Below are 25054 nucleotides of genomic sequence, written 5' to 3'. Positions count from 1 at the left end.
AAAACCCTATACTGGTCCAACAGGGTTATCTGAAGCGCCTCACGCGTCCACCGAATGCCGTCATTTATCCTATGATGTTGATTTGAACCTGCTCAGGTCTAACATGGTAGAATTTCGAAACCGCAAGCTTTGCATCCTCCAACGACATTGCCTTCCTTAAAACTCCGTCTAGGTCGAAGACCTCTGGAGGTTTACGAGATCTATTTAGAAAGGCGTCAAAGTCTGTCACTTGAGAAGATGTCAGTTCCGTACCTGGACGGTAAGTATCCAACAAGTAATTTACCTGCTCCTTGGATAATCCAACTGTCCCCCCTATTCTCAGAGTCCAGTCAATCATCTTTCCTTGCGATCGGTTTACTATCCTCCGGTCCCATCCTGTAACTTTGTAAAGTTCTGCGTCCCCATCTTTATTATATTCAACTACATATTGAATGCGAAGTGCATCCTCGTCCTGAATCTTTTCTGGAAGCTTCATCTCCCAATCTGGAACTGAAACAAATCCATAGGGGTACTCGTTCTTTTCATCATATTGGATAACGTAAACTCTTGGTCCAGTCATTGACGCAATTCCTTTTGATAGTGGCGATTTGATAATAGCAGTGAGATTCCTGATAGCAAGCCTGATGACTCTGCACTTTTGATGATCGGTAGGAGGTGCGCTTCGAGAGAACCTCCGATCCAAGCGAAAGCTAATTTAGGGTGATAAAATACGTTATCACCAATTATTGCCGTTTATCCGATCTGCGTACGCCGATAGCTTAGCGCGTTGCTTTGGTGACTGGGATGACCATCAGTGATCGTAGCTGTGCCAACAGAGAGATAGATATGCATGAACTGACGAAAACCGCCCAGAACGATCAGCGCAGGCTGACGTCAGTCGAATTTCAGACACTGGCCCGGGTGCCGGCCGCAGTCGAGTGGTTTGCCAACCTCGACAACCCTCGCACACGACGCGCCTACCAAAATGACTTAGAAGACTTCTGCGGATTTGTCGGTTTGGCTTCGGCCGATGAGTTTCGTGTGGTGACCCGATCGCACGTTCTGGCCTGGCGTGCCCAGCTAGAACATCGCGGCTTAGCGGGAGCGACGATCCGGCGCAAATTGGCCGCGCTGGCCAGCCTTTTTGATCATCTCCTGGAAAGCAATGCAATCGCCGGCGGCAATCCCGTGCACGGAGTAAAACGGCCGAAGATTGAAAGCAACGAAGGCAAGACTCCGGCATTGGGCGATCACCAGGCCAAAGCGCTGCTCGAAGCCCCGGATGAAACGACGCTCAAAGGGCAACGCGACCGGGCGCTATTGGCTGTTCTTCTTTATCACGGGCTACGCCGCGAAGAAGCGGCGCTGCTGCAGGTGAGCGACATTCAGGAGCGCCGCGGTATTCAGCATCTGAAGGTTCACGGCAAGGGCGGCAAGGTGCGATACCTCCCGTTGCACCCGATCGCAGCCGGGCGTATTCATCAGTACCTGGAAAACTCAGAGCATCATCTGGCCGAACGGAAGGTGCCACTGTTCATGCCGCTGCGAGGTAAATTGACCGGCGCCGGTATCACGGCAAACGGCATCTATGCCGTCGTCACGGCCTACGCGAAAAAGGCCGGGATTGAGGTCGACGGCCTTGGGGTTCATGGACTCCGAGCAACGGCAGCCACCAACGCCTTGGAGCATGAAGCCGATATCGCCAAGGTCCAGGCCTGGCTGGGTCATGCCAACATCAGCACGACCAAGATCTACGATCGGCGGGAGAACCGGCCGGAGGATTCACCCACCTATAAAGTGAAGTATTAATTGAAGTGATCGAGGCCTAAGCGGCAGCTCACCCACGCGCACTGCCGAGGATGTGGTGCAACGCTGCCCATGGATGATGACCTTCCACATCGCTGGCTGGACAGGTGTCGGCATGTAGAAAGGGGCTTTCGCTGTCTTCCAGCGCTTGGCTTTCCATGCAGCCAGTGCATACAGCACGTCCGGCAACGATCGACCATCGACCGTTCCATTCCTCAACACCTCGTTCAGTCTCCACTGTTTCGACTCCTCAGCGTACGTTTGTTAGATGCTGAAGGTAGCGCTGTGCGGGCCGGTTTGATACGCCCAAAACCATACCCTTGTTTGAGTTGTAAGCCATGCGCACCAACCAATAAAGCGACGCCTGTTGGTCGGCTTATTAACGGCAGCTTTCGGCCATAAGCAGACCTTCGCCCGCATATTTACGATGCCCTACCGTTCTAATTGGCGTTGCCTCAGAATATCGGTCCACTAGCGGCTGGATGGAACCACCATGCGCATCGTCACAGACTCCCGGCCAAACGAAATCCTCAGGCTGGCGTTACGGGAATACGTCCAAGGTGTACCGTACCTCGGCCCCATTTTTCGTTGAAATGATCCATCAAAGATTTATGAGGCGCGGCGGCTGTATGTTGGCGAAAATATCAGGTGTGTATTCTTCTGGTTTGCGCCACTGACAAAGCCAGTGGCGTAAGCCAGCCTATTAATTATTTGACGTTACGGCTTGGCAACGTGCCAGACTTGGTTGACGCCGTCACCGGTTGTATCCCCTGGCTTGGTATCTTTGACCCAGCTGTAAAGTGGCATGCCTTTGTATGCCCATTGTTTTGTGCCATCGTCTCGAGTGATGACAGAGTAATCATGACCCGCTTTCGCGTCTGCGGATACCGGTAGAGGTGGCCAGTTTGAAGCGCATGGCCCATTGCAGACCGACTTGCCCGAGGTGTCCTTACCGAAGGTATAAAGAGTCATACCTTTTGCGTCTACGAGTACTTTTCCCTTGTCCGTTTCAGCAAGCTTGACTGGCGCATCGGCGAGCGCCAAACCCGACATGCAGCTGGCGGCAACAGCGACGGTGAGAATCATCTTTTTGAACATATGTATTTCCTTTGGTCATTTTTAATTTTTAGAAGACCCACCTGCCTCTGAAACGGCAAGCGATCAGACAATAGACGAGCCACAAACAGGTTAATTCGACTCCATAGAAAAAACGTCCCGATATCATTTTTTGCTGGAATGCTGGGCTCTCCCCCCCCCCGGACCCTGTGCCTTCCTCAATTGAGCAAAGCGACGCTCACGGTCAAGCATCATTGGCTCATCTCAATGAGCGACGGCGATCCATCATCCAGGACTCATCATTTTCACTCATTATTATTCACTTGGTCGTGGAGTATCAGCAGGCCCCCATGAAGGCCTGCGCTGTTCAATCAGTCGGCCTTGAGCGTCGACACCACCTTGTTGCTGGCGAGATCGACTGTGGAGATACTCAAGTCCTCATTGAGGACATACGCCTTCGACTTGTCTTTGGTGAAGACAATGGCCTGGCGGGGTGCCTTCAAACCGGTCACAGTGGTGGTCACTTTCAGCGTTTTGGTGTCGATCACTGAAAGGCTGTTGTCACCGAGGTTACCCGAGTAGACGTGCAGCCCGTCTGGAGTGAGGGCTGCGCCGTAGGGGTCTTTGCCAACAATGACGGTGGTTGTGATGGCGCGTTTTTGAGTGTCGACAACTGCGATGCTGTTACTGCCGCTGTTAGCCGCGTACAGCGTATTGCCGTCCGCCGATATGGAGATGGCGCGCAACTTGTTGAAGCCAGTGATCTCACCTTCAATCGTATTGGTCTTGCTGTCGACCAAGGTAATTTTGTCCCCAAGAAAGTTGGTGACATAGACGGTTTTGCCGTCAGGACTTACTCGGATGCCCTGGCGCGGTTGGGAGAAGCCAGGTACCACAGCTACTGGCCGCTGGTGATCAAGGTCAATGACCGACAGCGTGCTGGCCGCTTCATTGTTGACGTAGAGCAGGCTTCCGTCCTTGCTGAGTGTGGTACCAAAAGCACCTGCGCCCAACGGAATATCTGCGATCACTTTTAAAGTCTTGGTGTCAATCTTGCGCACGACCCCCAAACTGCTGTCGGAGAGGTAGAACACATCGCCAGTTGGCGAAAACACAATATTTCGCGGCGTGACGTAGCCGGTGAGAACCTGGCGAACCTTACCGGTTTTCAAATCATAAACCACTACATCTGGACGCTGACTGTAAGAGACCACCGCCGTCGTTTCATCAGGGCTGACGGCCAGCGAGTTGTTGTGAATATCGCCGTCAAACGTCCAGCGATCTTGCGCGGCCCACGCGCTCATCGATGCGGCCAACGCAACACCCAACGTCAGGGCTGTGACGGTTTTCTTTATCACATTCATCAGAATTTCCTCATAGGGTAAGCAAGGCACCCAGTCGCGCCTTGGCATATACAACTCGTTCATCGCTGCAGGGCAATGAGTTGACTTTATGCGTCGTTGATAAATTCCGCAAACAACTTGTTTTGGTAGCTCTTACCTGTTTTATAAATAGGTCTAGCTACTCCTGGCTCACGAATTGACTGCATTTTTCCCAGAATCGCTCAAGCCCAGGCGAGATGTATTTGTCCCGGTGACGGATCAGAAAAAAACGTCGGGTCAGTGCAGGCAACGCGTGCGGCAGTTCAACCAAGACTTCAGAGGCCAGTAGATCCCGAACGACCCAGCGGGACAGGCAACTGATGCCGATGCCTTGTGCGAGGGTATGCTTGATGGCCTCTGAACTGCCGATCTGGCGCGTTTCGGCGAGATCGTGCAAATGACGCAGCAGCAATTGTTCGACTTCTTCACGGGTACCAGAACCTGGCTCGCGCAGTAGCCATTCAGCGGTACGAAGATCATCAAGTGTGACCTGCTGCTTTAGTGCCAAGGGGTGCCGTTGGCCTGCGGCAATAAGCAACTCATCAATTAGCCAAGGCTCGGCACTGAGTTCGGGCAGGTGGCAAGGCCCCTCGATCAGGCCCATATCAATCTCGAAATCAGCGACTCTTCTTGCGATAGCCATGCTGTTGGCCATGTCGACATCGACCCTCAAATGTGGTGTTGATTGACGTAGCTCACCGAGAATCAATGGCAGAACATAATTGCCTATCGTGGTACTGCATCCTACCCGCAAGCGTGTCTTCAGCCCGGCATGGCCGGGTAAGAAACTGGCCTCTATCTGTTGTGCATTCTCAAGCATCCTTCTGGCTTGAGGCAGTAAGGCATGGCCGTTATCGTTCAGCACTAAACGCTTGCCTACACGGTCGAACAGCCTGGTATCCAAGGCGCTTTCCAACTCGTTCAGTGCGGCGCTGGTTGCAGATTGGGACAGTGACACCGAAATGGCGGCGCTGGTGGTGCTACCGTGCTGCGCGACGGCGCAGAAAATTTGTAGCTGGCGTAGGCTTAGCTTCATGTAATCTACCTTCTTTATAGGTCATATAAACCTATACTATCCGTTTTTACCGCTATTCCCATCAAGCTATACTTCAACCATGTCATATTGAAGGCACACTGAAGCGGGAGCGCGAAAATGAGTGAGACACGACTCGCAGCTATAATGGGCGGCAGCCATCCACTGGCGGCTTTGTCCAATCCACGAGAAGCGATCCGGCAGTTCACACCCAACTGGTTCGCCGCCACGATGGGCACCGGGATTCTGGCGCTGGCTCTGGGCCAACTGCCCTTTGTTGCGCAGTGGCCCAAAGCGTTAGGGGAAGCCTTGTGGTTTTTTAATATCGTGCTGTTTTGCCTGTTTACGCTGATGTACGCGAGCCGTTGGGTATTGTTCTTCGACGAGGCCAAACAGATCTTCGGCCACTCCACTGTATCGATGTTTTTTGGAACTATCCCCATGGGATTGGCGACCATCATCAACGGTTTTCTCCTTTATGGTTTGCCACGCTGGGGGGGTGGGGTAGTCGCTTTAGCGGAAGTGTTGTGGTGGATCGATGTCACCATGGCATTGGCCTGCGGGGTGCTGATCCCGTATATGATGTTTACTCGCCAGCAGCACAGCATTGATCAGATGACAGCGGTATGGCTGCTGCCAGTAGTTGCGGCTGAGGTGGCTGCCGCCAGTGGCGGTCTATTGGCTCCGCACCTCGCTGATGCGAGCGCACAGTTCACCATGCTCATCACCAGCTACGTGCTGTGGGCCTACTCGGTGCCCGTCGCCTTGAGCATACTGGTGATCCTGTTACTGCGCATGGCGCTGCACAAACTACCTCATGAAAGCATGGCAGCATCGAGCTGGCTGTCTTTAGGGCCGATCGGTACCGGGGCTTTGGGGATGTTGCTGCTGGGCAACGATGCTCCAGCAATCTTTGCTGCTCATGGAATGGCAAGCATCGGCGGCGTAGCCGAGGGCATTGGCTTGATCGGTGGTGTGCTGTTCTGGGGGCTGGGATTGTGGTGGATGGTATTGGCGCTGCTAATTACCGGGCGCTACTTCAGGGAGGGCATTCCCTTCAACCTCGGCTGGTGGGGCTTCACCTTTCCGCTGGGAGTGTACGCCGTAACAACCCTCAAATTGGGCTCTATGCTGCACCTCACGTTCTTTAGCTTCTTTGGCGTGGTGCTGGTGTTGATGCTGACTGTCATGTGGATGATCGTCGCGGCTAAAACCCTGGCTGGTGCCTATCGCGGCAACTTGTTCGTCTCGCCGTGTATCCACTCGCTGAACAAGGCGAGCAAAACCTGAGCCTTTGGCTACTTGATCGACTGTTTGGCGTGACGCAGTGTGGACAAAATGCGCTGCCTAACATTCGGGTGAGTGCAAACAGAAAGGGGACTTGGGTGTGGCATTTCCAGCAATGAAAAATTAGGGAAGGCGAGCCGAACACGCGGTATGGCTTTCTGGGCAACACGTCCGGCAAACACGATAGTGACGAGATCAGGGAAAAGCGTCAGTAGCGTGATCAGCATCTCGATACCTTCCTCAATTTGCGCTCTGCGGAGCGGACCCTTGGGCTTATCGAGATCTGGTAACCAAGGGTACAAATTCCAAAGGACGGTTTTGTGACGTGCCAGTCCAACCTGCTCAATGAAACCTTTCAGGTTGCGTTGTGCAGGCCCCGGATTGTCTCTTGAGACATACCGTGGAAGACTGACCGTTCGAGCGGGCGATTCCAACAAGATCAATACCCTTGCGAAGACGCCGCCATCCAGTGGATCGAAATACGGTAAAGTTCTTCCGCCCGTGGACTGGGCCATTACCCAGCGCGTCAATTCAGCAGTTTTCGGCAGCAGCAAAAAGTCTTCTCTTACCTTCAGAGAAATTTCCTGCTCTGCGCTCTTCTGATTGAGTAACACTACTTGCAAGCCTCCTTCTTCAGGTTATAGGCCGCTACCGATTTACGAATATCTTCCCGCGCTTCGTCTGCGCTCCCCCAGCGGCCCATTTTCACCCACTTACCCGGCTCTAACGCTTTGTAGTTTTCGAAGAAGTGCTGAATCTGTGCGAGGAGTAACGCAGGGAGGTCAGAGCATTCCTTTACATTGCTGTACATAGAGCTGAGTTTTTCATGAGGCACTGCGATTACCTTGGCATCCGCACCAGCTTCGTCCGTCATGTACATCACACCTACTGGGCGACTGCGGATGACAACGCCAGGTGATACCGGGTAAGGGCAAATCACGAGGACGTCCAAAGGATCGCCGTCATCGCTCAAGGTATTTGGAATGAACCCGTAGTTAGCCGGGTAGAACATCGGCGTGCTGAGGAAGCGATCAACGAAGATCTGTCCACTTGGCTTGTCCACCTCGTACTTGATCGGCGAGTGGTTTGCAGGAATCTCGATAACGGTGAAGAAGTCATCGGGGATCGCGTTACCAGCTGGAATATCCGTGTAGCTCATGCTCATATCTCCAAGCGTCTAGGAAAGGCCAATGCCACTGACGTTTTTGCCAACAGCTATACGTGGTTCGTTTTTTTACGGTAACCAGTCCAACAGGTTTACCGGCGATAGGCCGTCAGCGCACGAATGCATCATGTCCTGCATAAAACGCACGGCTGCCAAGATGCTCTTCTATTCGCAGAAACTGATTGTATTTCTCGACCCGCTCCCCCCGGCATGGAGCTCCTGTCTTGAGATGGCCAGTCCCCATCGCGACAGTCAGATCAGCGATGGAGCTGTCCACCGTCTCCCCGCTACGATGAGAAACCATCGCCCCCCAATTTGCCCCATAGGCCATTACGATGGCGGCCTTGGTCTCAGTCAGGGTTCCGATTTGATTGGGTTTGATCAGTACGGCATTGGCGACGTTTTCTGTGATGCCTCGCTGGATCCGTTCGACGTTGGTGACAAACAGGTCATCTCCAACCAACTCGATCCGGTCACCCAGCGCAGTATTCAATAGCTTCCAGCCCGCCCAATCGTCTTCCGCGAGGCCATCTTCCAGTACCGCAATCGGGTACTTGTCGACCCAGGAGGAATAGAGGCTAATCAGCTCTTGGGCATCGACCTTACGACCTTCCGAACGCAGATGGTAAAGACCGTTTTCATAGAAACCGCTGGATGCTGGATCGATAGCGATCTCGATCTGAGATCCAGGGGCGTAACCGGCCCTTTCAATTGCCTTGAGGATCAGCTCAATGGCATCTGAGTTTTTCTTGAGCGTCGGAGCAAAGCCGCCTTCATCTCCGACCGCAGTTGAGTAGCCGGCGTCCTTAAGCACCACTTTCAGCTCGTGGTACACCTCAGCGCCCCAACGAAAGGCTTCCTTGAAACTGCCAGCCCCTGTAGGTGCAATCATGAATTCCTGAAAGTCAGGGCCTTGCCAGTTGGCGTGAACACCGCCATTGAGAATATTGAACATCGGGACGGGCATTCTTGCTGCTTGCTCGCCGCCCAGATATTGGAACAAGGGCAAGTTCAGCGCAGAAGCCGCCGCTCTGGCAACGGCGAGGCTCACGCCCAAGATCGCGTTTCCTCCAAGCCTGGATTTATCAGAGGTTCCATCCAGCTTAATCATAAAATGATCAATTTGTTCCTGGTCAATCGCATTCATGCCCCTCAGAGACTCAAGTATTTCGGTATTCACATTGCTAACGGCCTTTAACACTCCCTTGCCGGAGTACCGCTGTGTATCTTTGTCACGCAACTCAACTGCTTCGTGAGCGCCTGTAGAGGCACCGGACGGTACTGAAGCCCGGCCCATGGCGCCGCACTCCAAGGTGACGTCGACTTCAACGGTAGGGTTGCCGCGTGAATCGAGAATTTCACGTGCATGAATGGCCTGGATTTGCGTTTTCATAGATCTTCTCCAAGTAACGATTCGGGAACGTCATTAACGATGTGAAACCGTTGATAGGCCTCTATGTCGGACGTCAGCTCTCCATGAGTATCCTGAACAGCTGCACTGCCGACACCGCAATTGCGGTAACCAAGAAGCCTCCAATAATTAGTTCAGGAATCTCTCCCACCAAGGGCATGAACTGCCCTCTTTTTGCCATCTGGAAAAGCTCCATCATTTGGTTTGAAGCAACCATTACAGAGCAGCAATACGCCGTCTGGGCTTGTAGCCTGACGCGCCTTTGATTTAGCAGATGAAAGGTCAGCAAGGACACTCCAACGCTTACGATGAAAAGCGCGGCGAACTCATAGACGGATCCTGTGAAAAACCTGCCCATCACAAGCCCGAATACGATGCTCAGCGTCACTGCGCTCATGTGGTCTCCCAATTCTCTAAAATGATTTTGATGAGCCGACGTCGGTGAGCTCCATTTCGCGATCTCATCTTTGGATTGCCAACCGCCATCGCGCTCAATGTTGCTGTGCTCTCAGCTCGTAGCCCGGTACGCAGGTCTGGGCTACGTCGGCCTTGCAGGACTTCTCACTGGGCATACGCAGCGTGACCAATGCGCCTTCGAGCGAGGTGACTATGTACCACCCCTCGCTCGAGACCTTTTGACTGCCTGCGATGCCGGCCAGAAAAAGTGACCAGAAAACCAGTCCTACGAGAAGCGGCTTGTTGTCACGAGCCCAGTTAGCAGGTGCTGGCTGTGGACGTAGGTTATAAACTCGGTACATGGCGCTTATCCTTTTTATTGGTTGTCCAACAAGGTGCGTTTTTTAGTTTTTCGCCTGGCCCACTCGACCGTATTCGATGGGCAATTTGATATAGCTCAGTGAAAACGACTCCTTGGCCAAGGCCTCCAGCAACCTGTCGCACCCAATTTCATCAGTGGATATCGTCACCGTGACGGGATGATCGGCACCGCTGAGGAAATGTGCGGTATGCAAACGCCCCAAATGATCTAGCCCCTCTGTACCGCTTACCAACGTCGCACCCAGCGCGCCCTCTCGCTTTGCGAACTCGACCAACCACTCTCCCAGTGGAAGGTGCTGGTAGTTGGTACTCTGTTCGGTGAAAAACGTCAGTTGAAAGCCGTTCATAGCTACATCCTCTAATGTCGCGAGTGACCGACGCTTCGGTCGGCCTTACCTCTTCATTTCCGAGCTGTTTTCAAACTGAATTACGACGCGTCAGTGAGCGGTAACTCACATAAGAGAAGAACTGCTCGCACTTTGCGTAACTCGTCAGCGTGGTCGCGCAGGAATGCGCGCAGCTTGTCCTCTGTATCCAGCAATTCCAGACACTGGGGATGACGCATATCGCCAAGCTCCGGGTGATGATGGGAGATGCGATAGCCTGGCAAATAACCTGCAGAAATCGTCTTGAGCATGACCTGCTCAATTTTTGCTTTTTGAGCAACTTTAAGGAGGTGCTGGGCTAGTGCAGGTGCGCTTAGGTGGTGCCAGAAGCTGGTCACGCGAGCCCGGCTAGCGCCAGGAAAATAGAGTTGCAAAGCTCTCAGGCGATCTTGGTGATGTTCAATCATTTCTCTTCCCCCGCAAGAGTCACTTTCCGCTCGCTGGCGGATTCACTTTGAGCATGAAATTGCTTGATATCAGAGAGCCGGATTTCCTCCGGAAGAGGACGGTGATGCTTGCTGTGGGCGACGCGCTGGGCGTGATAGATCCCGGTGTGTCCGGATACGAGGTAACTTGCGATACAGGCAATGGCTGCAAGCGGAGCAATTTCGGGCCCGAAGAGCTCCATGGCCATAACGATGGTTGCCAGTGGCGTATTAGCTGCACCGGCAAAGACGGCGACAAAGCCGATACCAGCCAGCATGCCGAAGGGAAGGTGCAAGAGGGGAGCCAGCGCATTCCCCAAGGTGGCACCGATGTAAAACAGCGGTGTGACTTCGCCGCCCTTGAATCCAGTCCCCAGGGAGACAACGGTGAACACCATCTTTCCAAGCCAGTCCCAAGGGGCCATTGGCATTTGAAAGGATTGGACGATGCTCGGAATGCCTAGCCCGATGTACTTATCAACGTCGATGTAATGGTTACTACCGAGCGCCCACACTGCGACTGCGATCAGCAGGCCGCCGGCGAAGGGTCTTAATGGTGAATAGGTGATAAGCCGCTTAACGGAGGCTCCGAGCTTGTGGGTCGCAGTCGCGAATAGCAGGCCGGTAAGGCCAAAGACAATCCCAGCTGCCACCACAGCCATGACGCTCCACAGCTGCACCGGAACCACTTCGCCAATGACGTAATGCGTGTGAACCACGCCCCAGGCTTGCCCCACCTGGTCAGCAACGATTGCCGCAACCACGCAAGGGAAAAGCGCGTCGTAACGCATACGTCCAATGGCCAATACTTCAAGTCCGAATAAAGCCCCGGCAAGAGGGGTGCCGAAGACGGACGCAAAGCCAGCACTGATACCGGCCATGAGAATCACCCGACGGTCTTCGCGGCGCAGACGGAAGACATGCGTCAGTTGATCGGCAAGGGCACCGCCCATTTGCACCGCCGTCCCCTCACGTCCCACAGATGCACCAAAAAGGTGGGAAATCACGGTTCCAATCAGCACCATCGGCACCATGCGCAAAGGCACGATCTTCTTAGGATCATGGATCTCATCGATGATCAGGTTGTTTCCGGCATCAACGGGTTTGCCTATCAAGTGATATGCAAGTCCCACAGCAAAGCCAGCCACTGGCAGGAGCCAGATCACCAAAGGATGGGTTTCTCGCCACTGGGTGGCATGATCCAAGGAAAGGAGGAATAACGCAGAAGCAGAGCCTGCCAAAAGAGCTACAAGACCTGCAAGCGCAAGCCATTTCGCTATATAGGGAAGTAAGTCGAGTTGTTCAGGTCGTCGAAATTTAGACATTTGGCCAGCCACAAAAAAGTAAGTGGGCCTGACCAAAAAGGGAATCTGAGCGCGAACGCCTACAGACCTGATCGATCAGGTTTCTGTAGGCATCATCAGCTGCTACGGGCGCAGCGTTTGGTTAATGGAGGAATGCCATCTCCAATGCGCCGATCTTAGCTAGGTCTGTCCAAAATGTAAAATCGTGTTTCGGAGTACGAGGCAAGCGAAGGCGTCTTCGAGTCACCGCTTATGAAAGAGGGCCAAACTAGGTGACCTCTGTTCCGACGAAGCCCAGCTCAACTGGGGTTTTTATGTAAAACAACGAGATATCTTCAAGCTCCAATCGCTTGAATAACTGTTCAGATTCGTCCTCGGTAATGGCCATACGAATTTCGGTAGGCTGATCCGCTAGTTCAAAAAAATGCGAGGAATGCAGCCGGCCGGTATGCCCAAAGCCTTCGATACCTGTGGACAGGGTCGCACCCCGCAGTCCCATTTCTTTCGCCAAATCAACGACCCAGTCGCCGAGCATCTTTCCCTGATAGCGACGATTTTGTTGAGTAAAGAAAGTCACCAGAAAACCTTTCATATTCCTCTTCTCAGCGCGTGCTGATTATTTGATAGGACAGAAGCCCGGCAGCCGTCATTACCAGCGAGCCCACGACGTGTATTGCTGACCGGGTGGAGCGACTGGCTCATACCTATGGCAAGACGTGGCACACCTGGCACACCGATCAAGACAAAACACTTCCCCTAGGTGTTCCACAACTGATGATGGGGATCACAGCTGACGGCCAGGCTGATCCCGCAATGCAGCAACAACGCAACCAACGCTTGGGAATCGTCAAGTCGGCAATCAAAGCTCAACGAGCCGATATTCAGATCCCCAAAGCAGATCCAGGTGCGGATGGATGGCAGCATGGGAAGACAATTCAGATCAATGATCCTACGGGACATCTTCACGGGCCCGCAACGTCACCCACCCCACAAAACACAAACAGCCGATCAACCCAATAGCCAATAGACTGTGCAATCCCTGCAGGCTCAGGCTCAGGGAGGACGGTATATCGCCAGACAGTCTAGGTCCGATATCCAAGGACATCGGACGAGTCCGCTGACGTACGTGAATACCTTAAACCTTGAAACGATTGACCAGCTGATTCAGATTAACCGCAAGCTTCGACATCTCGTTGCAAGCGCTTGCAGTCTGGCTTGCACCTGCAGAACTTTGGGAGGCCAGCTCGCGAATGCTAACCAGATTGCGATCGACTTCCCGGGCGACGTGCGCCTGTTCTTCCGAAGCGGTGGCGATGAGAATGTTACGCTCGTTGATGCCCGTAATAGCTGTCGCGATCTGGTCAAGCGAACTGCTGGCATCGCCTGCGACGCTTAGGGATTCTGCAGCCAGTTCTCTGCTGGTGGCCATCGCCTTCACGGCCTGGTCAGAATCGTTCTGAATGGCCTGAATCATCTGCTCAATTTCTTGCGTAGACACTTGCGTGCGGTGAGCGAGGGCTCGAACTTCGTCGGCAACGACTGCGAAGCCTCGGCCTTGTTCACCCGCCCTAGCGGCCTCGATCGCGGCATTGAGCGCAAGCAGATTGGTCTGCTCAGCAATGGCTCTGATCACCTCAACCACTTTGGAAATGTTCTGTGCACGATTGGACAAGCCAGTGATCTGCTCGCTGGTGTCGCGCACGTTGCTCGACAGCTTTTCGATGGACTTAAGCGTCTGCGATACACGCTCCAAACCAACCTCCGTATAGCCCTGACCTTTCCTGGACTCTTCGGAAGCTGATTCGGCATTGCGTGCTACCTCGTCCACTGCAGCGCTCATCTCGGTGACAGCAGTTGCAGCCTGATTTACTTCATCATTCTGCGACACCAGGCCAAGGCTGGATTGCTCAGTCACCGCGGTCATTTCTTCCGAGGCGGCAGCCAGTTGGGATGAGGAGTCAGCGATCTGCGTGATCGTGCTTCGAAGGTTCTGCTGCATCGTGGCCAACGCGCTCAAAAGCCTGCCTGCCTCGTCGGTACCGCTTACCTCAACCTCCTTCGTCAGGTCGCTTGAGGCAATGCGTTCGGCGACGCTAAGGGCGCTCCCGATGGGCGACGTAATCGTTTTGGTTAGAAGAGTTGCCAAACAAAGAGTCAGGAGCGCGACGAAGATAATCAGGCCGATGACGATGTAAAGACCTGAATCATAAACTTGCGTCGCTTGAACACCGGCAAGCGCAGCGCCTTTGTTATTGAATTGTGTTAATTCCTCGACCTGAGTTTCCATTTGGTTCGTGAGGGGACGTATACCGGTAGCGACGAGTTTGACAATCGAAGCGGTGTCGCCTGCCTTCAACAAAGGTTCCAGCAGATCCAGTTGGCTTGCGTAATCGTCGTAGGACTTTTTCACGGCCAAGAACAACTGTCGCTCCTGGTCACTCGCAATGAGGGTCTCATAGTTATAGACCGCATCCTTCATGGCTTTCCGGTAGGCAGGAAATTTGACGATGGTCTGCTGAACGGTTTGAGGATCGGCAACGGCCCGCTGGGTCTCCAACCGGACGCGAAGGACGGTGGAGTTCATCATCGCGGTTTGCCGAATACTGGGTAGCCAATTCAGTTCGACATCCTTTTCCGTATCGCGAAGCTTGCCCATCTGCAGTATGGCGATGACGCCCAAGACCACGACCAGCAAAATGATGGCCGAAAAAAACAAGGTGGCGCGTGGAGCGAGGTTTATATTTCTGAGCCGCATAGGACTTCCCACTGCAAGATGGCCAGAGGCCTGGTCTTGAAGCTATCGGCTAGAAATCGTGAAGGATTATGGCTGTTCGTCAGCTCGTTGACACCACGTCCCCCGGCGGCGCATGCGTACCATTGTCGGTTATGGCCGTTACTTACCAATGTAAGAAATACGTTATCACGCTAATTCAGGAGGGCTGACCGTATGTCTATCATTGAGCCAGTTCGGCATTATTTTCATAGACGCGAAGCTGAAATGATGATTCAGGTGGCGCACAAGTTGAGTTTGTTGGTTCAGGAGCAAGCAGCGCCACGAGGCAACTTCGTTTTCCCTGGGATGGACTATTTGGCCAGGCTGGAGGTCGAGGGCAAGCGAGTGGGCCACATTGATTACTGCATCAACCCGCTGCAGGACCGGCTCTACATCGACAAGATCGAAATCGACGCAGATTATCGACGACGCGGGTTCGCCTTAAGCGCGCTCTGGCAACTCTGGCAAAAGCACCACCTGCCCATAGTGCCCCTGTATCAATTTGGCACATCAGATGGATTCTGGCACAAGGCGCGGATACGTTTTGCGGCGGTGGGAGCCGTAATCGGAGATGAGATTCGTAGCATGGAAATGATCGCCGAAATGGATCGCTGGCAGCACCTAGTGCCTGAGCCGATCCATGAGCGCTTGCAGCGTGAGCTCATGGCATCGGATGAGTGGCCTGCTATTAAGGCTAAATGGGACGCGGAGTACGGTCCATGCCGGGAGAATTGATCTCAATTGAGGATGGCGGACGTCGGCTTACGGCGGCGGAGTTCCAGCAACTGACGGCTGTACCCTCAGCCGTGGAGTGGTTTGCCAATATCGATAATCCACGTACCCGCCGGGCGTATCAGATCGACCTACAAGACTTCTGCAGTTTCGTCGGCTTGGCCGGGGCCGAAGAGTTTCGGGCCGTGACGCGCGCACATGTCCTGGCCTGGCGCGCTCGGTTGGAGCAGCGTGGTCTGGCCGGAGCAACGATCCGGCGTAAACTCGCCGCGCTTGCCAGCCTGTTTGATCATCTGCTCGAGAACAATGCAGTGGCAGGGGGCAATCCGGTCCACGGCGTCAAGCGGCCCCGGATCGAAAGCAACGAAGGGAAGACGCCCGCGCTCGCGGACCACCAGGCCAAGGCGCTTCTCGATGCGCCGCCGGCTGACAGCCTCAAGGGACTACGAGATCGTGCTGTGCTGGCCGTGCTGCTGTACCACTGCCTGCGCCGGGAGGAGGGCGCGCAGTTGAAAACCAGCGACTTGCAGGAGCGACGGGGCATTAAGCACCTGCGGGTGAACGGCAAAGGCGGCAAGCTGCGCTGGCTACCGCTGCACCCCGTGGCCGCCGAACGTATCTACGCATATATGGAAAAGGATCTTGAGCGAGGAGCAGGGAATGGGTCGCTGTTTAGGTCACTACGAGGTCGCGCCTCTGGTACCGGGCTGAGCGCCGATGGCATTTATAAGATCGTGTGTCATTGGGCGATGTCTGCCGGCATCAAGGTTGATGGTCTGGGCGTCCATGGTTTGCGGGCCACGGCGGCGACAAACGCGCTTGAGCATGACGCGGACATTGCCAAGGTGCAGATCTGGCTGGGGCACGCAAACATCAGCACGACGCGTTTGTATGATCGGCGCGGCCAGCGACCGGAAGACTCTCCGACGTTTAAAGTCAAATACTGAGAACCGCGGATTGTGGGCCACCCTTCAACCACTACCACTCGTCGGAGAATTAAGGTTGGTAATTACTGCTCACTCCAAATCTCGAAATTTGACGGAAAGGCTCGTAGAGGTCTCCCGGATGCTTCCAGATACCTCAAAACACCATTTCTACGAAAATCGCGTAGTCATAAAAACCCCCGCGCGAGGCGGGGGCAGAGTGCATCACTGTCTTTATCAGGTGGCAATGCAATTTTCTTGCGTTTAACATCGGTGCAACACATGACGCATACAACGGGACCTAGGAAATCTCAGAGTATTGCTGGTAACCCTCTGCGTCAACTCCTCTAGGGGGTTTACTCGCTGTCGTGTGGATATGTCAGGAGCCTAATCCTGATCCCATTCACTCTGCGAGGACATCGCCATGCTGCGATTCATACCTGAAGAGTTGATTAGAGCGCTGCAGACCGTTTACTGGTCTATTCGTCTGATTCGACTAATTCAACAAGTCTAAGCAACACCAGCAGGGGCATGCGCCCCTGCTGCCTTTCTGTTCGCATCTGTGACGATCCGTCAATTGACTCATTGGTACGCCACGGCTGCGCCGTTGGGTACTGTCGCCGGCAGTGCGACCCCCACGTTACCAGATGACGGGGTGACAAGGCTGCCAGACGACGCCGTTCCGATGGCCAGCGACCCCCCAGTCAAATTGATCATCTCTGAAACAAGACCGGGAGGAGGGGATCCGACGAACGCGTAACTTCGTCCAGCATCGATCACTCCCTCCACCCCAGGGTAACGCGCGTACCAGGTGGGCAGTGCCAACTGGTTATCGGCCACCGTTCCTGATGCAGCTTTGTGAGCGTAGGCATACTCGGCCAAGGCATTTCTGTAGACGAGGACGTTATGAGCAATCAAGGAGATTTCTACGGTCTGGGAGCTCTGTTCTGCCTGGTGTGACTTCTCATAAACCATTCCGAGCACTGCTGTAATCACCACCATTGCAAGCCAGTAAATGTTCACTCTACGTCCTCGATGACAGTTATGAGCCTGGTCAGAACTGACAACAGAAAATGGTGGCGTAATCGTTCTGGCCGACCACGATTCCTGGGGTACTGCTGAATCGTTGGCCTGAGCCGGCCGTGTCCCAACCAACTTTTGTGTAGCCGACTGGGCAAGCGTAGGTAGTGACGTCGTTTGCGTCGTAGCCGGGGATGGTTTTTGCCGTGCAGGTAGGGGCACTGGAACCGTTCACCACCCAGACCTGGTTATCACAAGAAAGGGATCGACCCGTACTGGTTCGACCAACCATACCGTTTGCAGCACAGGCAGTGCCGGCAGTTGCAACGCCATTCAGCTGCAGGTATTCACCGACGGTCGCGCGACCTTCCGAAGTCACTGTCCCACCCCGGATGTTCCCGGCTGTGTAGAGGTTCTTGTCGCCGTAGACCCGAACCCAGTCCGAGTCACTCATGTACCAGCCACCACCCCATTTTTCGCTGTACCAGCCGGTGTCGCCCTGAGTGCGAAACCAACCGCCTGTGACAGTCTCGCCTGATATGCGGGCAGCCGCCCCCGTGAGGTTGGCCGAGGCATTCACCGACTGCGCGTATACATCACCTGCAGCGATGACGTTGCTCTGGGCTGTGACGCTCCCCGACGCACTCACATTCCCCTGGGCTGTGACAGATCCCGAGGCACTCACATTGCCAACGGCGTTCACTGACCCAGCAGTGTCGACATTACCTCCAACCGTCACTGTTCCAGAGGCGTTCAATGCAGCCACATCGTTGACATTGTTTCCTCCCATACTGAGCGCCGTGTTCATGCGATTGAGTTCAGGCTTTCCTGGGATGGCGTTGCGGTACAGGTAGTCGTTGGAGAGCGTGCCATCCTGGAGAAACAAGGCACTCGCAGTGTGGCCAACGCCTGGGTTGATCCCATAGTTGCTCAGCGCAAGTTGCCAGCCGCCTCGTACTCCTTGGATAACGCCGGTGTTGTTGAACGGGATGAAGCCACCCGGCGCACCCATATTTTCCGCAATCGTCCGGGTACCGATCTCATCGATAGCCTGGCCACCGGTAGTGATCACGATGGATTCGAGCTGGTTGACGTTGACCCTTCGAGCAAGCACCACGAAGCTTTGACCGAATGCATTTGTGTCACTGAAGCTGGCTGGCAGATAGTTGGTGTTGCGTAGCATCTGAGGGGTAATCGTCGCAGGCGTGGTTGTGCCCGCCGATCCATAGACCGTTGCGAAATTGTCCTTCAAGTATTTAGAAGCGGCCTCTGCGATCTGCTGCTGCTGCTGAGCTGCGATTTGATAGTTCTGCGCATCCATCCTGTCGGCCATCAGCGAGACGCCTATGGCCGACGCAATGGCGAAAATGATCAGGCCGAAGAGCAGCTCGATCACCACAAAACCATTCTTTCTGGTCTGGCCATGCTTGAGAACATTCATCCCCAGAGGCTCCTGTTCGATTGTTGATCCACATCCTGGCTAAGCATCGCGATCTGATTCGAACGGATCTTCTCGCGAATACCAGGGCCGTCAGGTCCAGTCAGTGAAAGGCTCTGGATCTTCAGATGTCGCATTTCGCCTTCACCTTCGAGGGCAAGCGCAGCTACAGCTACCAAACCCTGTGACAGAATTGATCGGACGTTGCTGATGGCCGGCTCCGCAAGAGTCGCTACTCGCTCGATCGCCTGCGGTACTGTTCCCGCGTGAACTGTGGTGATGATGAACAGGCCATTGATTGCCGCTCGCACTGCCTGAACTGCCGTGGGGGTGTCTCTGATCTCACCGATAAGCATCATGTCCGCGCCAGAGCGGAGGCCTCTCATCAAAGCCTCCTCATACCCGCCATTGCGTCTCGAAACCTGCATCTGGATGCAACGACCAGGTCCGTGACGACCGTTCAAATCTGTCTCAGCTGGATCCTCTGCAGCCAACGCGATCCCACCGCACGCATTTAGCCTGGCGATGATCAGCGAAGCTGCGCTTGACGTCTTACCGGTGCAAATCTCGCCGCAAAAAATCACCAGGCCGCGCACCTGCTTCGTAAGTAGCGATTCGACAAGGTCTTCAGGAAAACCCAATTGGTCGAACTGCCGGACCTGCGCATTTGATCTGCGCAGTACGAACACGGCCTGGCCAAAGGCATCGGGTATCTGAGTGACGCGAAGCACCGTTCCTTCTTTGATCAACGAGAACTCAGGATCCTGATGCACTTCAAAATGCTTTGCGCATTCCTCCCGTAATAGCAGGGCGCTTTCTTTCCAGTTTTCCGGAGCCTCGACACGTCCGCTCTGGCCATCCAGGCCTTTTACGTCCGTAAAATCCGGCCCCAAGTAGAGGTCACTAAAAGGCGTGTCGATAATTGGGTTCATGCTCAGTAGGCCGTCCAAGCCAACGTGTTGCTATCAGTAGAGCAGCCACTGGTGGCAGCAGCTGAACTCACCTCGCCGTTCACAACTGTGCCGCCATTGATAGAGGTGGTGACCTTCTGCCCGCGTCCAATCTTCGTGGCCAGTGTCACACAGGCATCTTGGGGCAAACCGGCCTCGGTCACGGTGAATGTCATCCCGTTGGCAACCACAGTGACCTGGCCACTCCAGGCGTTGTAGAGCTTGCCGCTGGAGAACGACATATTGGGCAGGCCACGTATCGAGCTGAGCTGGGCGATCAGATCGGTCCCTGACGCTCCGTAACCGGTACTGCCTTTGAGCTTGCGAGTGTTCGCGATCAATTGACCGACGTTACCCTGTTCGTTGTTGACGTCCGAACTGCCCATCGCGCCCCAACCGTTGTAAAGGGCGTAGCCCATCCCGATCAGGATAACGATGAGAACGAAGAGCAATTCAATCGAGATATAACCGATCTGGTTCGCCCGAGCGGAGTGACTGGTGTTTTGCATGTGTGTGGTCCTGGGTATGTGGGTAACGGGTGTAGTGCTCAGTGCGTCATGCCTTGTGTGGCATTGCCGGTCATGCTGTAGGCCCCGACCATGACCAGAATCATCAACAGGCCGATCAGAACCATGGATACGAGGGACAGTGTCTTTGCGTAACGCTCGACCTGTTTCAGTGATATCTCCAACCAGCGAAGGCTGTAGCGGTGCACTGCAGCCGAGAAGCTCTGCGTAGTGGAGAGAACAATCAGAAATTGAATCGCTTCGTGGTCTGGGAATTCATGCCCGGAAAGATCTAAAGCCTCCCCAAAGTTTTTACCCATCCGAACCCCGTAGTGGGCGGCTTCCAGGCGTTCACGCAGCCACGGATTTGCCCCACGCTTTAACGTGTCCAACGCTCCGAGCGGATCGATGTTTGCTCGCAGCATGACCGCGATATTGAGGAGGAACGTTGAGCCGTGGAGCGCTTTGTAGATTGACCAGGGAGGCAAGATCTCCAGCCTTGTCCGCCAAGGGCCACGGAAGTAAGGCAGAGTGACGACACTGGTGACAACCAGGACTACCACAAGGCACAAAGTCAGAAGTCCCCAGTTAGTCACAAAGGTGGCGATCATGTGCAGAACCATGGGTGCGCCGGACCAGGCTTCTGGGTTGGATGAGCGGCTCATGGCCGGCACCACCCGGGTGGCGATTACGTTCAGCAAGTAGGCCATCAGGCTCCAGACAAAAACCGGGTACGAGGCCGTTGAGACCACCAGCTTCATCACTTTTTGCCGAGCTTCGATGATCCGCACGCAGTCGCTGAATGCCTGGATCAAGTTCCCTGACTTCTCGCCGGCGCTGATAACGGCGTGCTCCTGATAAGGCACCCAGTTAAGGCAGGCCTGGGCCAGCGTCTTGCCGCCGTCCACAGCTTTGCCTATGCCATAGCTGGCAAGCGCGATCGGATGTCGAGCACGTCGGCCTCCATCACTGTAGATCGATCCAATACGATCAAGAGCCAGGTCGAGCGGCACCCCGTTCTCGAGCAGAGCGGTCATGCTCTCGTAAAGCCGGATCCGCTCATTGCCTCCAAACTGGTTCCTGTAAAAGCCATCTACAAGCCCAGACCAGGCATCCATCACCTTACTGAGCATGGACTTCTGCCTCAGGCGCTTCGGCATCCAGCATGTAGCTGTCAAAATCCAATGGACCGACTACGGCCTCTGCCATGCGCGGGTCAATCAGCCCTGTATTTATCTTGATGAGCGTGTGGGCAACCTTCGTGATACCACCCATGTGCTTGACCCAATACTGGCGCGCAGCGCTTGGGCCATTTTTTCGGATCTCCTCCATGAACCGGTGGGTCGGGAGAAGAATCTCGGCGACAGCGGCCCTGCCGTTCACCCCGTCACGGCATAGAGAGCAACCCGGCCCAGCCAGATAGACCTGATCCAGCACGGTCATCTTTTCGAGCCGCTCGACCAGCTGCGGATCCAAGGTACTGATCTGGCTGCGCGCAGGCACGCGACACTTCTTGCACAGCGTTGGCAGCAGTGACTGGTTGATAAGGCCGACAATGAGTGTTGGGTCGGTGACCAGGCTTGTATCAGCCCCCATGTCGATCAGGCGAGGAATTGCTGCTACAGCGTTGTTGGTGTGCAGAGTCGATAAAACCAGGTGGCCGGTCATCCCCCCTCGCAGTGCCCCCTGAGCTGATTCAAGGTCTCGAATCTCCCCATACATCAGTATGTCGGGGTCGAGTCGCACGGAGTTTGTAATGGATTCTCCCCATGACTCATTGCTGCCAAGAGGGGACTGATTTGCACGCATCGGATATTCGGGCGGGTCCTCAACGGTCAGGATATGTTTTGTGCCTTTGCACTCTTCAGCCAGAAGGTTGATCTGCACCTGGAGCGACTTCGATTTCCCTGATCCAGTCGGACCGGTCAATATGATCACGCCGTAAGGAAGACTTCTCAGCCGCTTGAACAGCAAATTCTGTTCTGGCAGAAACCCCAGATCGCCGACGGACTGTTTCTCCTGATCGTCATAAATCAGTCGCAGCACCATCAAAGGCCCTTCGACGAGAGGGCGGGTTGCTACACGGGCCCCTGACAGTCCCAATTGATCGAGGAAGGTGCGAGCCATGCGCGCATCTTGTTTCAGTTCCGGTTGATAGTAGCCCTCAGATTTGACGTCACACATTGAGTTGAAAAGTGAAGAACAGAGCTCGTTTCCTACGGCGCTCTGGATCTGCCCGTACTCCCGCAAGAGACCGTCCTCACGAAACTTGATGTAGGTGATTTCGTGGCCAACGATGAAGTGAACGTCGGAAGCACGTCGTGCATGGGCCGCGCCGATGATACGAATCACCTCTTGTTGACGCTGGGTACTGTCTATAGATCCGGCGAAAGCTTTACCCGCATTCTGATACAGAGACTTGATGTCGCTGAGCGTGCTGCTGATGGTCTGAAACGGCACGCCGGCTCGGTCCAGGCGGTCCATAAATGCCATCACATAAGGGTCGTGCATGTGCTGAGACGACACGAGCAATTCTGCTTCTTCAGCCTCTGGGGCAGGTGCTAACAAGGCAACGAGCTGACGCAACTCGCTGGTGATGTCCCCCCACCGATTTCCCTCCGCAGTCAGGACGGTTCCGACCACGTCAGATTGCATGGCAATGGTGATCGGTTGCACGACTGCGGTCGGCCGGGCGACCTGGCGTGCCAACGGATCAGCCTCAATGTCTGGCTCAATTCGTACCGCGCCGCTCATCGCTGAAACTCCTGCGACATGCTGGACAGCGGACTCATAGCCGAGGGCTGCCCCGGAGCTACAGGCTTGAGTGTCTGCAGTGACATTTGGGGCGCGTCAACCGAGCCACTTGGTGCCCGGGTCGAGAAACCTAATGGATACCGGCGTCCGTCATGGCCCAGTACCACGCTGTCGAGTGACACGCTGATTACCTTGAATCCTCCTGGCAGCTCAGCATTACCAACAGATGCATCGACCTCGAAACCACTTCCGTACAGTAACGTTGCATACAGAGCGTTATTCATCCTGAACACGGTCTTGACCACCGGCAACTGCGGTGTGCTGTTGCTGGCCGGGGCGGGCGTCGTGTAAGCGTTCTGCGTAGTCTGAACCGGCACAGACGTGGTTGTTTTGGCTCCGTTTACGATGTCTTCCTTGGCACGAGCCCGCGCCGCCTGTGCTGTGAAGAGCAGGGTTTCACTCTGCACCTGGGACAACTCACCAATGTTGATCCGGCTCAGGTCGGTGGGAGATGGGTCGGCAGCGACGGCCATGTTGCCGGCAGCCACGCAGGACAATAGAAACGTCATCAGAATGGAGGCGCGAGGGTTAATACACATAGAGGTCACCTATGACGTTCCAGGTTAATTTGCCGTCTTGAAAGTCGGTTTTGATTTCACGCAGGCGCATGCCCGTGCTTTCCACGCCTTGAAGAACAGTCGCTGGCGGTAACAGGCTCGTGTAGCGGATCTCGAAGTGTCGATAATCCGGAGGCGGTGGTGGTGGAGGGGCTGGCTGGCCAGGCAAAGCTGGTGGCTGGACAACCGTCACAGGTACTTCCGTGATCTTGGGCTGGACGTTCTGGGCTTGCAGCCATGAAGTGATGCTGTCCAAGGCCTGCGTTGCCGGGTTCAGAACGTCATCACCCGCCAGCGGCAGCTCGAAGGTGAGCTTCACCGCGGCCATGTTGCCTTCGTCGTAGAACGCGGGCGTATCTGCAAAGTAGCCCGCCGTAGCGGCGCTGAAAGCGAGCGTGGTGCTGTTGCCGGTCCGGTTGTAGTTGGCTGACATCAGCGTTCCGTCGCATTTAGCTGAGACGAATAGCCATCCTTCGATTGCCGGTGGTAACTGGTCAATTGCGCCGTTACAGCCTCTAAGAAATACTGGGACAGAAGGCTGTTTTACCCACGGATGTACAAGCGCCTCGATCACAACTGGGGAGTTTGTTCGCTGGTTCAGGGCATCCAATTCGGCTTGCCTTGCAGCTTCTGCCGCTTGCTGCGCCTGACGAGCAAGTTGCAGCTTATGTTCATTCCACTGGTGCCACCCAATCAGGCCGGCCACGACCAAGGCACCAATCACCCCGGCTTTCAGCAGTTCCTGTCTGGACAGGCCGAATGCCAGCGGTGTCAGTTTGTATTCGCGCTTGAGATTTGATGGCTGCAACAATGCTTCAGGGTCGAATTGTTCGCCACCGCGACCAAACTCCGGGGGGAGAAAAATCTTGTCGAAGCTCATCGAGCGGCTCAGTTGCTGAGCCACCTTCTTTTTTATTTCCTCACTGCTGCCTACCAGGTCTGCACCGGGTATGACCGCACCTCGGTACACTGCGACCAAGGCGTATCTATCCTCGGCGTCCTCGATCTTCCAGGCAGCCAGCCACGATGCGCCCAGCTGCCCGGCGAGTGCAGCTGCAAGGGAATACATACCTTTGACTGCACCGTCATTCTGCGAAACAAATCCAGCCTGAATCACCGACTCGGTATGCCTGATGGCCACGATGTCCATTTGCTGGGTGCGACCAAACTGGCGTGCTTCCTTCATGTAGCCGGTAAGGCTACCCAACGGGTGCCACAGCAGGCCTGTAACGAAAGATCGTCCGTGATAAGTCAGAATCTGAACTTTGCCATCGCTGGGCGTTGGGGGGCGAGTAGCGCGCTTTCGTATCAGAGAGAACAGGTTCGCCAT

Annotated in this window: 27 protein-coding genes, 2 pseudogenes and 1 riboswitch; of the genes and pseudogenes, 5 read left to right on the top strand and 24 right to left on the bottom strand. The window is 54.7% G+C overall.

The genetic code is table 11. From position 1 onward, the window contains the following. Positions 1-64 precede the first annotated feature (64 nt). Entirely contained in the window at positions 65-559 is a 495-nt protein-coding gene (locus RYB66_RS07985; RefSeq protein ID WP_003425067.1) for a hypothetical protein, read from the bottom strand. A gap of 266 nt (positions 560-825) precedes the next feature. Here RYB66_RS07985 and RYB66_RS07980 point away from each other — a divergent pair, with 266 nt between their 5' ends. Further along, positions 826-1788 (top strand): tyrosine-type recombinase/integrase, encoded by a 963-nt coding sequence (locus tag RYB66_RS07980; protein ID WP_029571625.1) that lies wholly within the window; start codon positions 826-828, stop codon positions 1786-1788. A gap of 28 nt (positions 1789-1816) precedes the next feature. Here the strand turns inward: RYB66_RS07980 and RYB66_RS07975 are convergent, their stop codons facing one another. The 4 genes from RYB66_RS07975 to RYB66_RS07960 form a co-directional block, all read right to left on the bottom strand. Then, positions 1817-2023, bottom strand: coding sequence for a hypothetical protein (locus RYB66_RS07975; protein WP_074996485.1), 207 nt, complete (start codon positions 2021-2023; stop codon positions 1817-1819). A gap of 479 nt (positions 2024-2502) precedes the next feature. Then, complete coding sequence (locus RYB66_RS07970) at positions 2503-2883, bottom strand: hypothetical protein (RefSeq protein ID WP_003317528.1); 381 nt, start codon at positions 2881-2883, stop codon at positions 2503-2505. Positions 2884-3212: 329 nt separating this feature from the next. Further along, positions 3213-4205, bottom strand: coding sequence for a beta-propeller fold lactonase family protein (locus RYB66_RS07965; protein WP_003317529.1), 993 nt, complete (start codon positions 4203-4205; stop codon positions 3213-3215). A gap of 157 nt (positions 4206-4362) precedes the next feature. Then, on the bottom strand, positions 4363-5259 hold the full coding sequence (locus tag RYB66_RS07960; RefSeq protein WP_003317531.1) for a LysR family transcriptional regulator: 897 nt from the start codon (positions 5257-5259) through the stop codon (positions 4363-4365). A 117-nt stretch (positions 5260-5376) separates the two neighbouring features. Between RYB66_RS07960 and RYB66_RS07955 the strand changes: the two genes are divergently transcribed. Continuing rightward, the gene (locus RYB66_RS07955) at positions 5377-6546 is read left to right on the top strand and encodes a TDT family transporter (protein WP_010924791.1); all 1170 of its coding nucleotides are present in this window, start codon (positions 5377-5379) and stop codon (positions 6544-6546) included. An 8-nt stretch (positions 6547-6554) separates the two neighbouring features. On the opposite strand, the gene RYB66_RS07950 is transcribed toward RYB66_RS07955, so the two are convergent. From RYB66_RS07950 to RYB66_RS07910, 9 genes are all read right to left on the bottom strand, one after another. Beyond that, positions 6555-7157: a uracil-DNA glycosylase gene (locus RYB66_RS07950; RefSeq protein WP_052739322.1), complete on the bottom strand. Its 603-nt coding sequence runs from the start codon at positions 7155-7157 to the stop codon at positions 6555-6557. After that, complete coding sequence (ppa, locus tag RYB66_RS07945) at positions 7157-7702, bottom strand: inorganic diphosphatase (RefSeq protein ID WP_010924789.1); 546 nt, start codon at positions 7700-7702, stop codon at positions 7157-7159. Before ppa ends, RYB66_RS07950 begins: the two co-directional genes overlap by 1 nt. Before the next feature lie 115 nt (positions 7703-7817). Beyond that, the gene (eno, locus tag RYB66_RS07940) at positions 7818-9101 is read right to left on the bottom strand and encodes a phosphopyruvate hydratase (protein ID WP_087677438.1); all 1284 of its coding nucleotides are present in this window, start codon (positions 9099-9101) and stop codon (positions 7818-7820) included. Positions 9102-9174: 73 nt separating this feature from the next. Then, positions 9175-9516 (bottom strand): hypothetical protein, encoded by a 342-nt coding sequence (locus tag RYB66_RS07935; protein ID WP_163031786.1) that lies wholly within the window; start codon positions 9514-9516, stop codon positions 9175-9177. A 94-nt stretch (positions 9517-9610) separates the two neighbouring features. After that, complete coding sequence (locus tag RYB66_RS07930) at positions 9611-9877, bottom strand: hypothetical protein (RefSeq protein WP_057409479.1); 267 nt, start codon at positions 9875-9877, stop codon at positions 9611-9613. A 42-nt stretch (positions 9878-9919) separates the two neighbouring features. Then, positions 9920-10243 carry a DUF190 domain-containing protein gene (locus tag RYB66_RS07925; RefSeq protein ID WP_087673443.1) on the bottom strand — a complete coding sequence of 108 codons (324 nt, stop codon included), beginning with the start codon at positions 10241-10243 and terminating at the stop codon, positions 9920-9922. 80 nt (positions 10244-10323) lie between these two features. Next, positions 10324-10689, bottom strand: coding sequence for a hypothetical protein (locus RYB66_RS07920; RefSeq protein WP_087673444.1), 366 nt, complete (start codon positions 10687-10689; stop codon positions 10324-10326). After that, entirely contained in the window at positions 10686-12032 is a 1347-nt protein-coding gene (locus RYB66_RS07915) for a voltage-gated chloride channel family protein (protein ID WP_087677440.1), read from the bottom strand. The genes RYB66_RS07920 and RYB66_RS07915 overlap by 4 nt, the downstream gene beginning before the upstream one ends. A 79-nt stretch (positions 12033-12111) precedes the next feature. After that, positions 12112-12184: riboswitch (Fluoride riboswitch) on the bottom strand. 95 nt (positions 12185-12279) lie between these two features. Next, positions 12280-12603 carry a DUF190 domain-containing protein gene (locus RYB66_RS07910; RefSeq protein WP_005895494.1) on the bottom strand — a complete coding sequence of 108 codons (324 nt, stop codon included), beginning with the start codon at positions 12601-12603 and terminating at the stop codon, positions 12280-12282. Between the two features lie 92 nt (positions 12604-12695). Here RYB66_RS07910 and RYB66_RS07905 point away from each other — a divergent pair. Further along, positions 12696-13031 (top strand): annotated as a pseudogene (locus RYB66_RS07905) (DUF1264 domain-containing protein); the annotation flags it as partial. 115 nt (positions 13032-13146) lie between these two features. On the opposite strand, the gene RYB66_RS26550 reads toward RYB66_RS07905, so the two are convergent. Beyond that, positions 13147-13935, bottom strand: coding sequence for a methyl-accepting chemotaxis protein (locus RYB66_RS26550; protein ID WP_410478370.1), 789 nt, complete (start codon positions 13933-13935; stop codon positions 13147-13149). Between the two features lie 69 nt (positions 13936-14004). Then, positions 14005-14766: pseudogene (locus RYB66_RS26545) on the bottom strand (MCP four helix bundle domain-containing protein); the annotation flags it as partial. Positions 14767-14958: 192 nt separating this feature from the next. Here RYB66_RS26545 and RYB66_RS07895 point away from each other — a divergent pair. Both RYB66_RS07895 and RYB66_RS07890 read left to right on the top strand, forming a co-directional pair. Further along, positions 14959-15519, top strand: coding sequence for a GNAT family N-acetyltransferase (locus tag RYB66_RS07895; protein WP_003425019.1), 561 nt, complete (start codon positions 14959-14961; stop codon positions 15517-15519). Next, positions 15504-16463, top strand: a complete 960-nt coding sequence (locus RYB66_RS07890; RefSeq protein ID WP_087677443.1) for a tyrosine-type recombinase/integrase — start codon at positions 15504-15506, stop codon at positions 16461-16463. The genes RYB66_RS07895 and RYB66_RS07890 overlap by 16 nt, the downstream gene beginning before the upstream one ends. A gap of 558 nt (positions 16464-17021) precedes the next feature. Here the strand turns inward: RYB66_RS07890 and pilM are convergent. From pilM to pilO2, 8 genes are read right to left on the bottom strand one after another with little or no spacing between them, the layout of a single operon-like run. Continuing rightward, positions 17022-17462: a type IV pilus biogenesis protein PilM gene (gene pilM / locus RYB66_RS07885; RefSeq protein ID WP_003425016.1), complete on the bottom strand. Its 441-nt coding sequence runs from the start codon at positions 17460-17462 to the stop codon at positions 17022-17024. 31 nt (positions 17463-17493) lie between these two features. Continuing rightward, a complete protein-coding gene (pilV, locus tag RYB66_RS07880) occupies positions 17494-18900 on the bottom strand; it encodes a shufflon system plasmid conjugative transfer pilus tip adhesin PilV (RefSeq protein WP_003425014.1) in 1407 nt (468 codons plus the stop codon). Beyond that, positions 18897-19829 carry an ATPase, T2SS/T4P/T4SS family gene (locus tag RYB66_RS07875; RefSeq protein WP_003425013.1) on the bottom strand — a complete coding sequence of 311 codons (933 nt, stop codon included), beginning with the start codon at positions 19827-19829 and terminating at the stop codon, positions 18897-18899. The genes pilV and RYB66_RS07875 overlap by 4 nt, the downstream gene beginning before the upstream one ends. A gap of 2 nt (positions 19830-19831) precedes the next feature. Beyond that, complete coding sequence (locus RYB66_RS07870; RefSeq protein ID WP_087677444.1) at positions 19832-20356, bottom strand: type 4 pilus major pilin; 525 nt, start codon at positions 20354-20356, stop codon at positions 19832-19834. A gap of 38 nt (positions 20357-20394) precedes the next feature. Next, on the bottom strand, positions 20395-21486 hold the full coding sequence (locus tag RYB66_RS07865; RefSeq protein WP_003348930.1) for a type II secretion system F family protein: 1092 nt from the start codon (positions 21484-21486) through the stop codon (positions 20395-20397). Continuing rightward, positions 21476-23107 carry a GspE/PulE family protein gene (locus RYB66_RS07860; protein ID WP_087677445.1) on the bottom strand — a complete coding sequence of 544 codons (1632 nt, stop codon included), beginning with the start codon at positions 23105-23107 and terminating at the stop codon, positions 21476-21478. The genes RYB66_RS07865 and RYB66_RS07860 overlap by 11 nt, the downstream gene beginning before the upstream one ends. Beyond that, on the bottom strand, positions 23104-23706 hold the full coding sequence (gene pilP / locus RYB66_RS07855) for a type IV pilus biogenesis protein PilP (RefSeq protein WP_003317569.1): 603 nt from the start codon (positions 23704-23706) through the stop codon (positions 23104-23106). The genes RYB66_RS07860 and pilP overlap by 4 nt, the downstream gene beginning before the upstream one ends. Next, positions 23696-25054: a type 4b pilus protein PilO2 gene (pilO2, locus tag RYB66_RS07850; RefSeq protein WP_087677446.1), complete on the bottom strand. Its 1359-nt coding sequence runs from the start codon at positions 25052-25054 to the stop codon at positions 23696-23698. The genes pilP and pilO2 overlap by 11 nt, the downstream gene beginning before the upstream one ends.

Origin of the sequence: Pseudomonas syringae group sp. 243L2 (assembly GCF_032587875.1) — a bacterium.
Taxonomy (GTDB): Bacteria; Pseudomonadota; Gammaproteobacteria; order Pseudomonadales; family Pseudomonadaceae; genus Aquipseudomonas; species Aquipseudomonas amygdali.
The sequence above is the reverse complement of the archived record's forward strand: the minus strand, read 5'-3'. Positions and strand labels throughout refer to the sequence as shown.

Bases quoted from the DNA above. Each gene is read 5' to 3' on its own strand.
- RYB66_RS07985 (WP_003425067.1), bottom strand. From the start codon at position 559: ATGACTGGACCAAGAGTTTACGTTATCCAATATGATGAAAAGAACGAG.
- RYB66_RS07980 (WP_029571625.1), top strand. From the start codon at position 826: ATGCATGAACTGACGAAAACCGCCCAGAACGATCAGCGCAGGCTGACG.
- RYB66_RS07970 (WP_003317528.1), bottom strand. From the start codon at position 2,883: ATGTTCAAAAAGATGATTCTCACCGTCGCTGTTGCCGCCAGCTGCATG.
- RYB66_RS07965 (WP_003317529.1), bottom strand. From the start codon at position 4,205: ATGAATGTGATAAAGAAAACCGTCACAGCCCTGACGTTGGGTGTTGCG.
- RYB66_RS07960 (WP_003317531.1), bottom strand. From the start codon at position 5,259: ATGAAGCTAAGCCTACGCCAGCTACAAATTTTCTGCGCCGTCGCGCAG.
- RYB66_RS07955 (WP_010924791.1), top strand. From the start codon at position 5,377: ATGAGTGAGACACGACTCGCAGCTATAATGGGCGGCAGCCATCCACTG.
- ppa (WP_010924789.1), bottom strand. From the start codon at position 7,702: ATGAGCTACACGGATATTCCAGCTGGTAACGCGATCCCCGATGACTTC.
- eno (WP_087677438.1), bottom strand. From the start codon at position 9,101: ATGAAAACGCAAATCCAGGCCATTCATGCACGTGAAATTCTCGATTCA.
- RYB66_RS07935 (WP_163031786.1), bottom strand. From the start codon at position 9,516: ATGAGCGCAGTGACGCTGAGCATCGTATTCGGGCTTGTGATGGGCAGG.
- RYB66_RS07930 (WP_057409479.1), bottom strand. From the start codon at position 9,877: ATGTACCGAGTTTATAACCTACGTCCACAGCCAGCACCTGCTAACTGG.
- RYB66_RS07925 (WP_087673443.1), bottom strand. From the start codon at position 10,243: ATGAACGGCTTTCAACTGACGTTTTTCACCGAACAGAGTACCAACTAC.
- RYB66_RS07920 (WP_087673444.1), bottom strand. From the start codon at position 10,689: ATGATTGAACATCACCAAGATCGCCTGAGAGCTTTGCAACTCTATTTT.
- RYB66_RS07915 (WP_087677440.1), bottom strand. From the start codon at position 12,032: ATGTCTAAATTTCGACGACCTGAACAACTCGACTTACTTCCCTATATA.
- RYB66_RS07910 (WP_005895494.1), bottom strand. From the start codon at position 12,603: ATGAAAGGTTTTCTGGTGACTTTCTTTACTCAACAAAATCGTCGCTAT.
- RYB66_RS26550 (WP_410478370.1), bottom strand. From the start codon at position 13,935: ATGACCGCGGTGACTGAGCAATCCAGCCTTGGCCTGGTGTCGCAGAAT.
- RYB66_RS07895 (WP_003425019.1), top strand. From the start codon at position 14,959: ATGTCTATCATTGAGCCAGTTCGGCATTATTTTCATAGACGCGAAGCT.
- RYB66_RS07890 (WP_087677443.1), top strand. From the start codon at position 15,504: ATGCCGGGAGAATTGATCTCAATTGAGGATGGCGGACGTCGGCTTACG.
- pilV (WP_003425014.1), bottom strand. From the start codon at position 18,900: ATGAATGTTCTCAAGCATGGCCAGACCAGAAAGAATGGTTTTGTGGTG.
- RYB66_RS07875 (WP_003425013.1), bottom strand. From the start codon at position 19,829: ATGAACCCAATTATCGACACGCCTTTTAGTGACCTCTACTTGGGGCCG.
- RYB66_RS07870 (WP_087677444.1), bottom strand. From the start codon at position 20,356: ATGCAAAACACCAGTCACTCCGCTCGGGCGAACCAGATCGGTTATATC.
- RYB66_RS07865 (WP_003348930.1), bottom strand. From the start codon at position 21,486: ATGCTCAGTAAGGTGATGGATGCCTGGTCTGGGCTTGTAGATGGCTTT.
- RYB66_RS07860 (WP_087677445.1), bottom strand. From the start codon at position 23,107: ATGAGCGGCGCGGTACGAATTGAGCCAGACATTGAGGCTGATCCGTTG.
- pilP (WP_003317569.1), bottom strand. From the start codon at position 23,706: ATGTGTATTAACCCTCGCGCCTCCATTCTGATGACGTTTCTATTGTCC.
- pilO2 (WP_087677446.1), bottom strand. From the start codon at position 25,054: ATGGCGAACCTGTTCTCTCTGATACGAAAGCGCGCTACTCGCCCCCCA.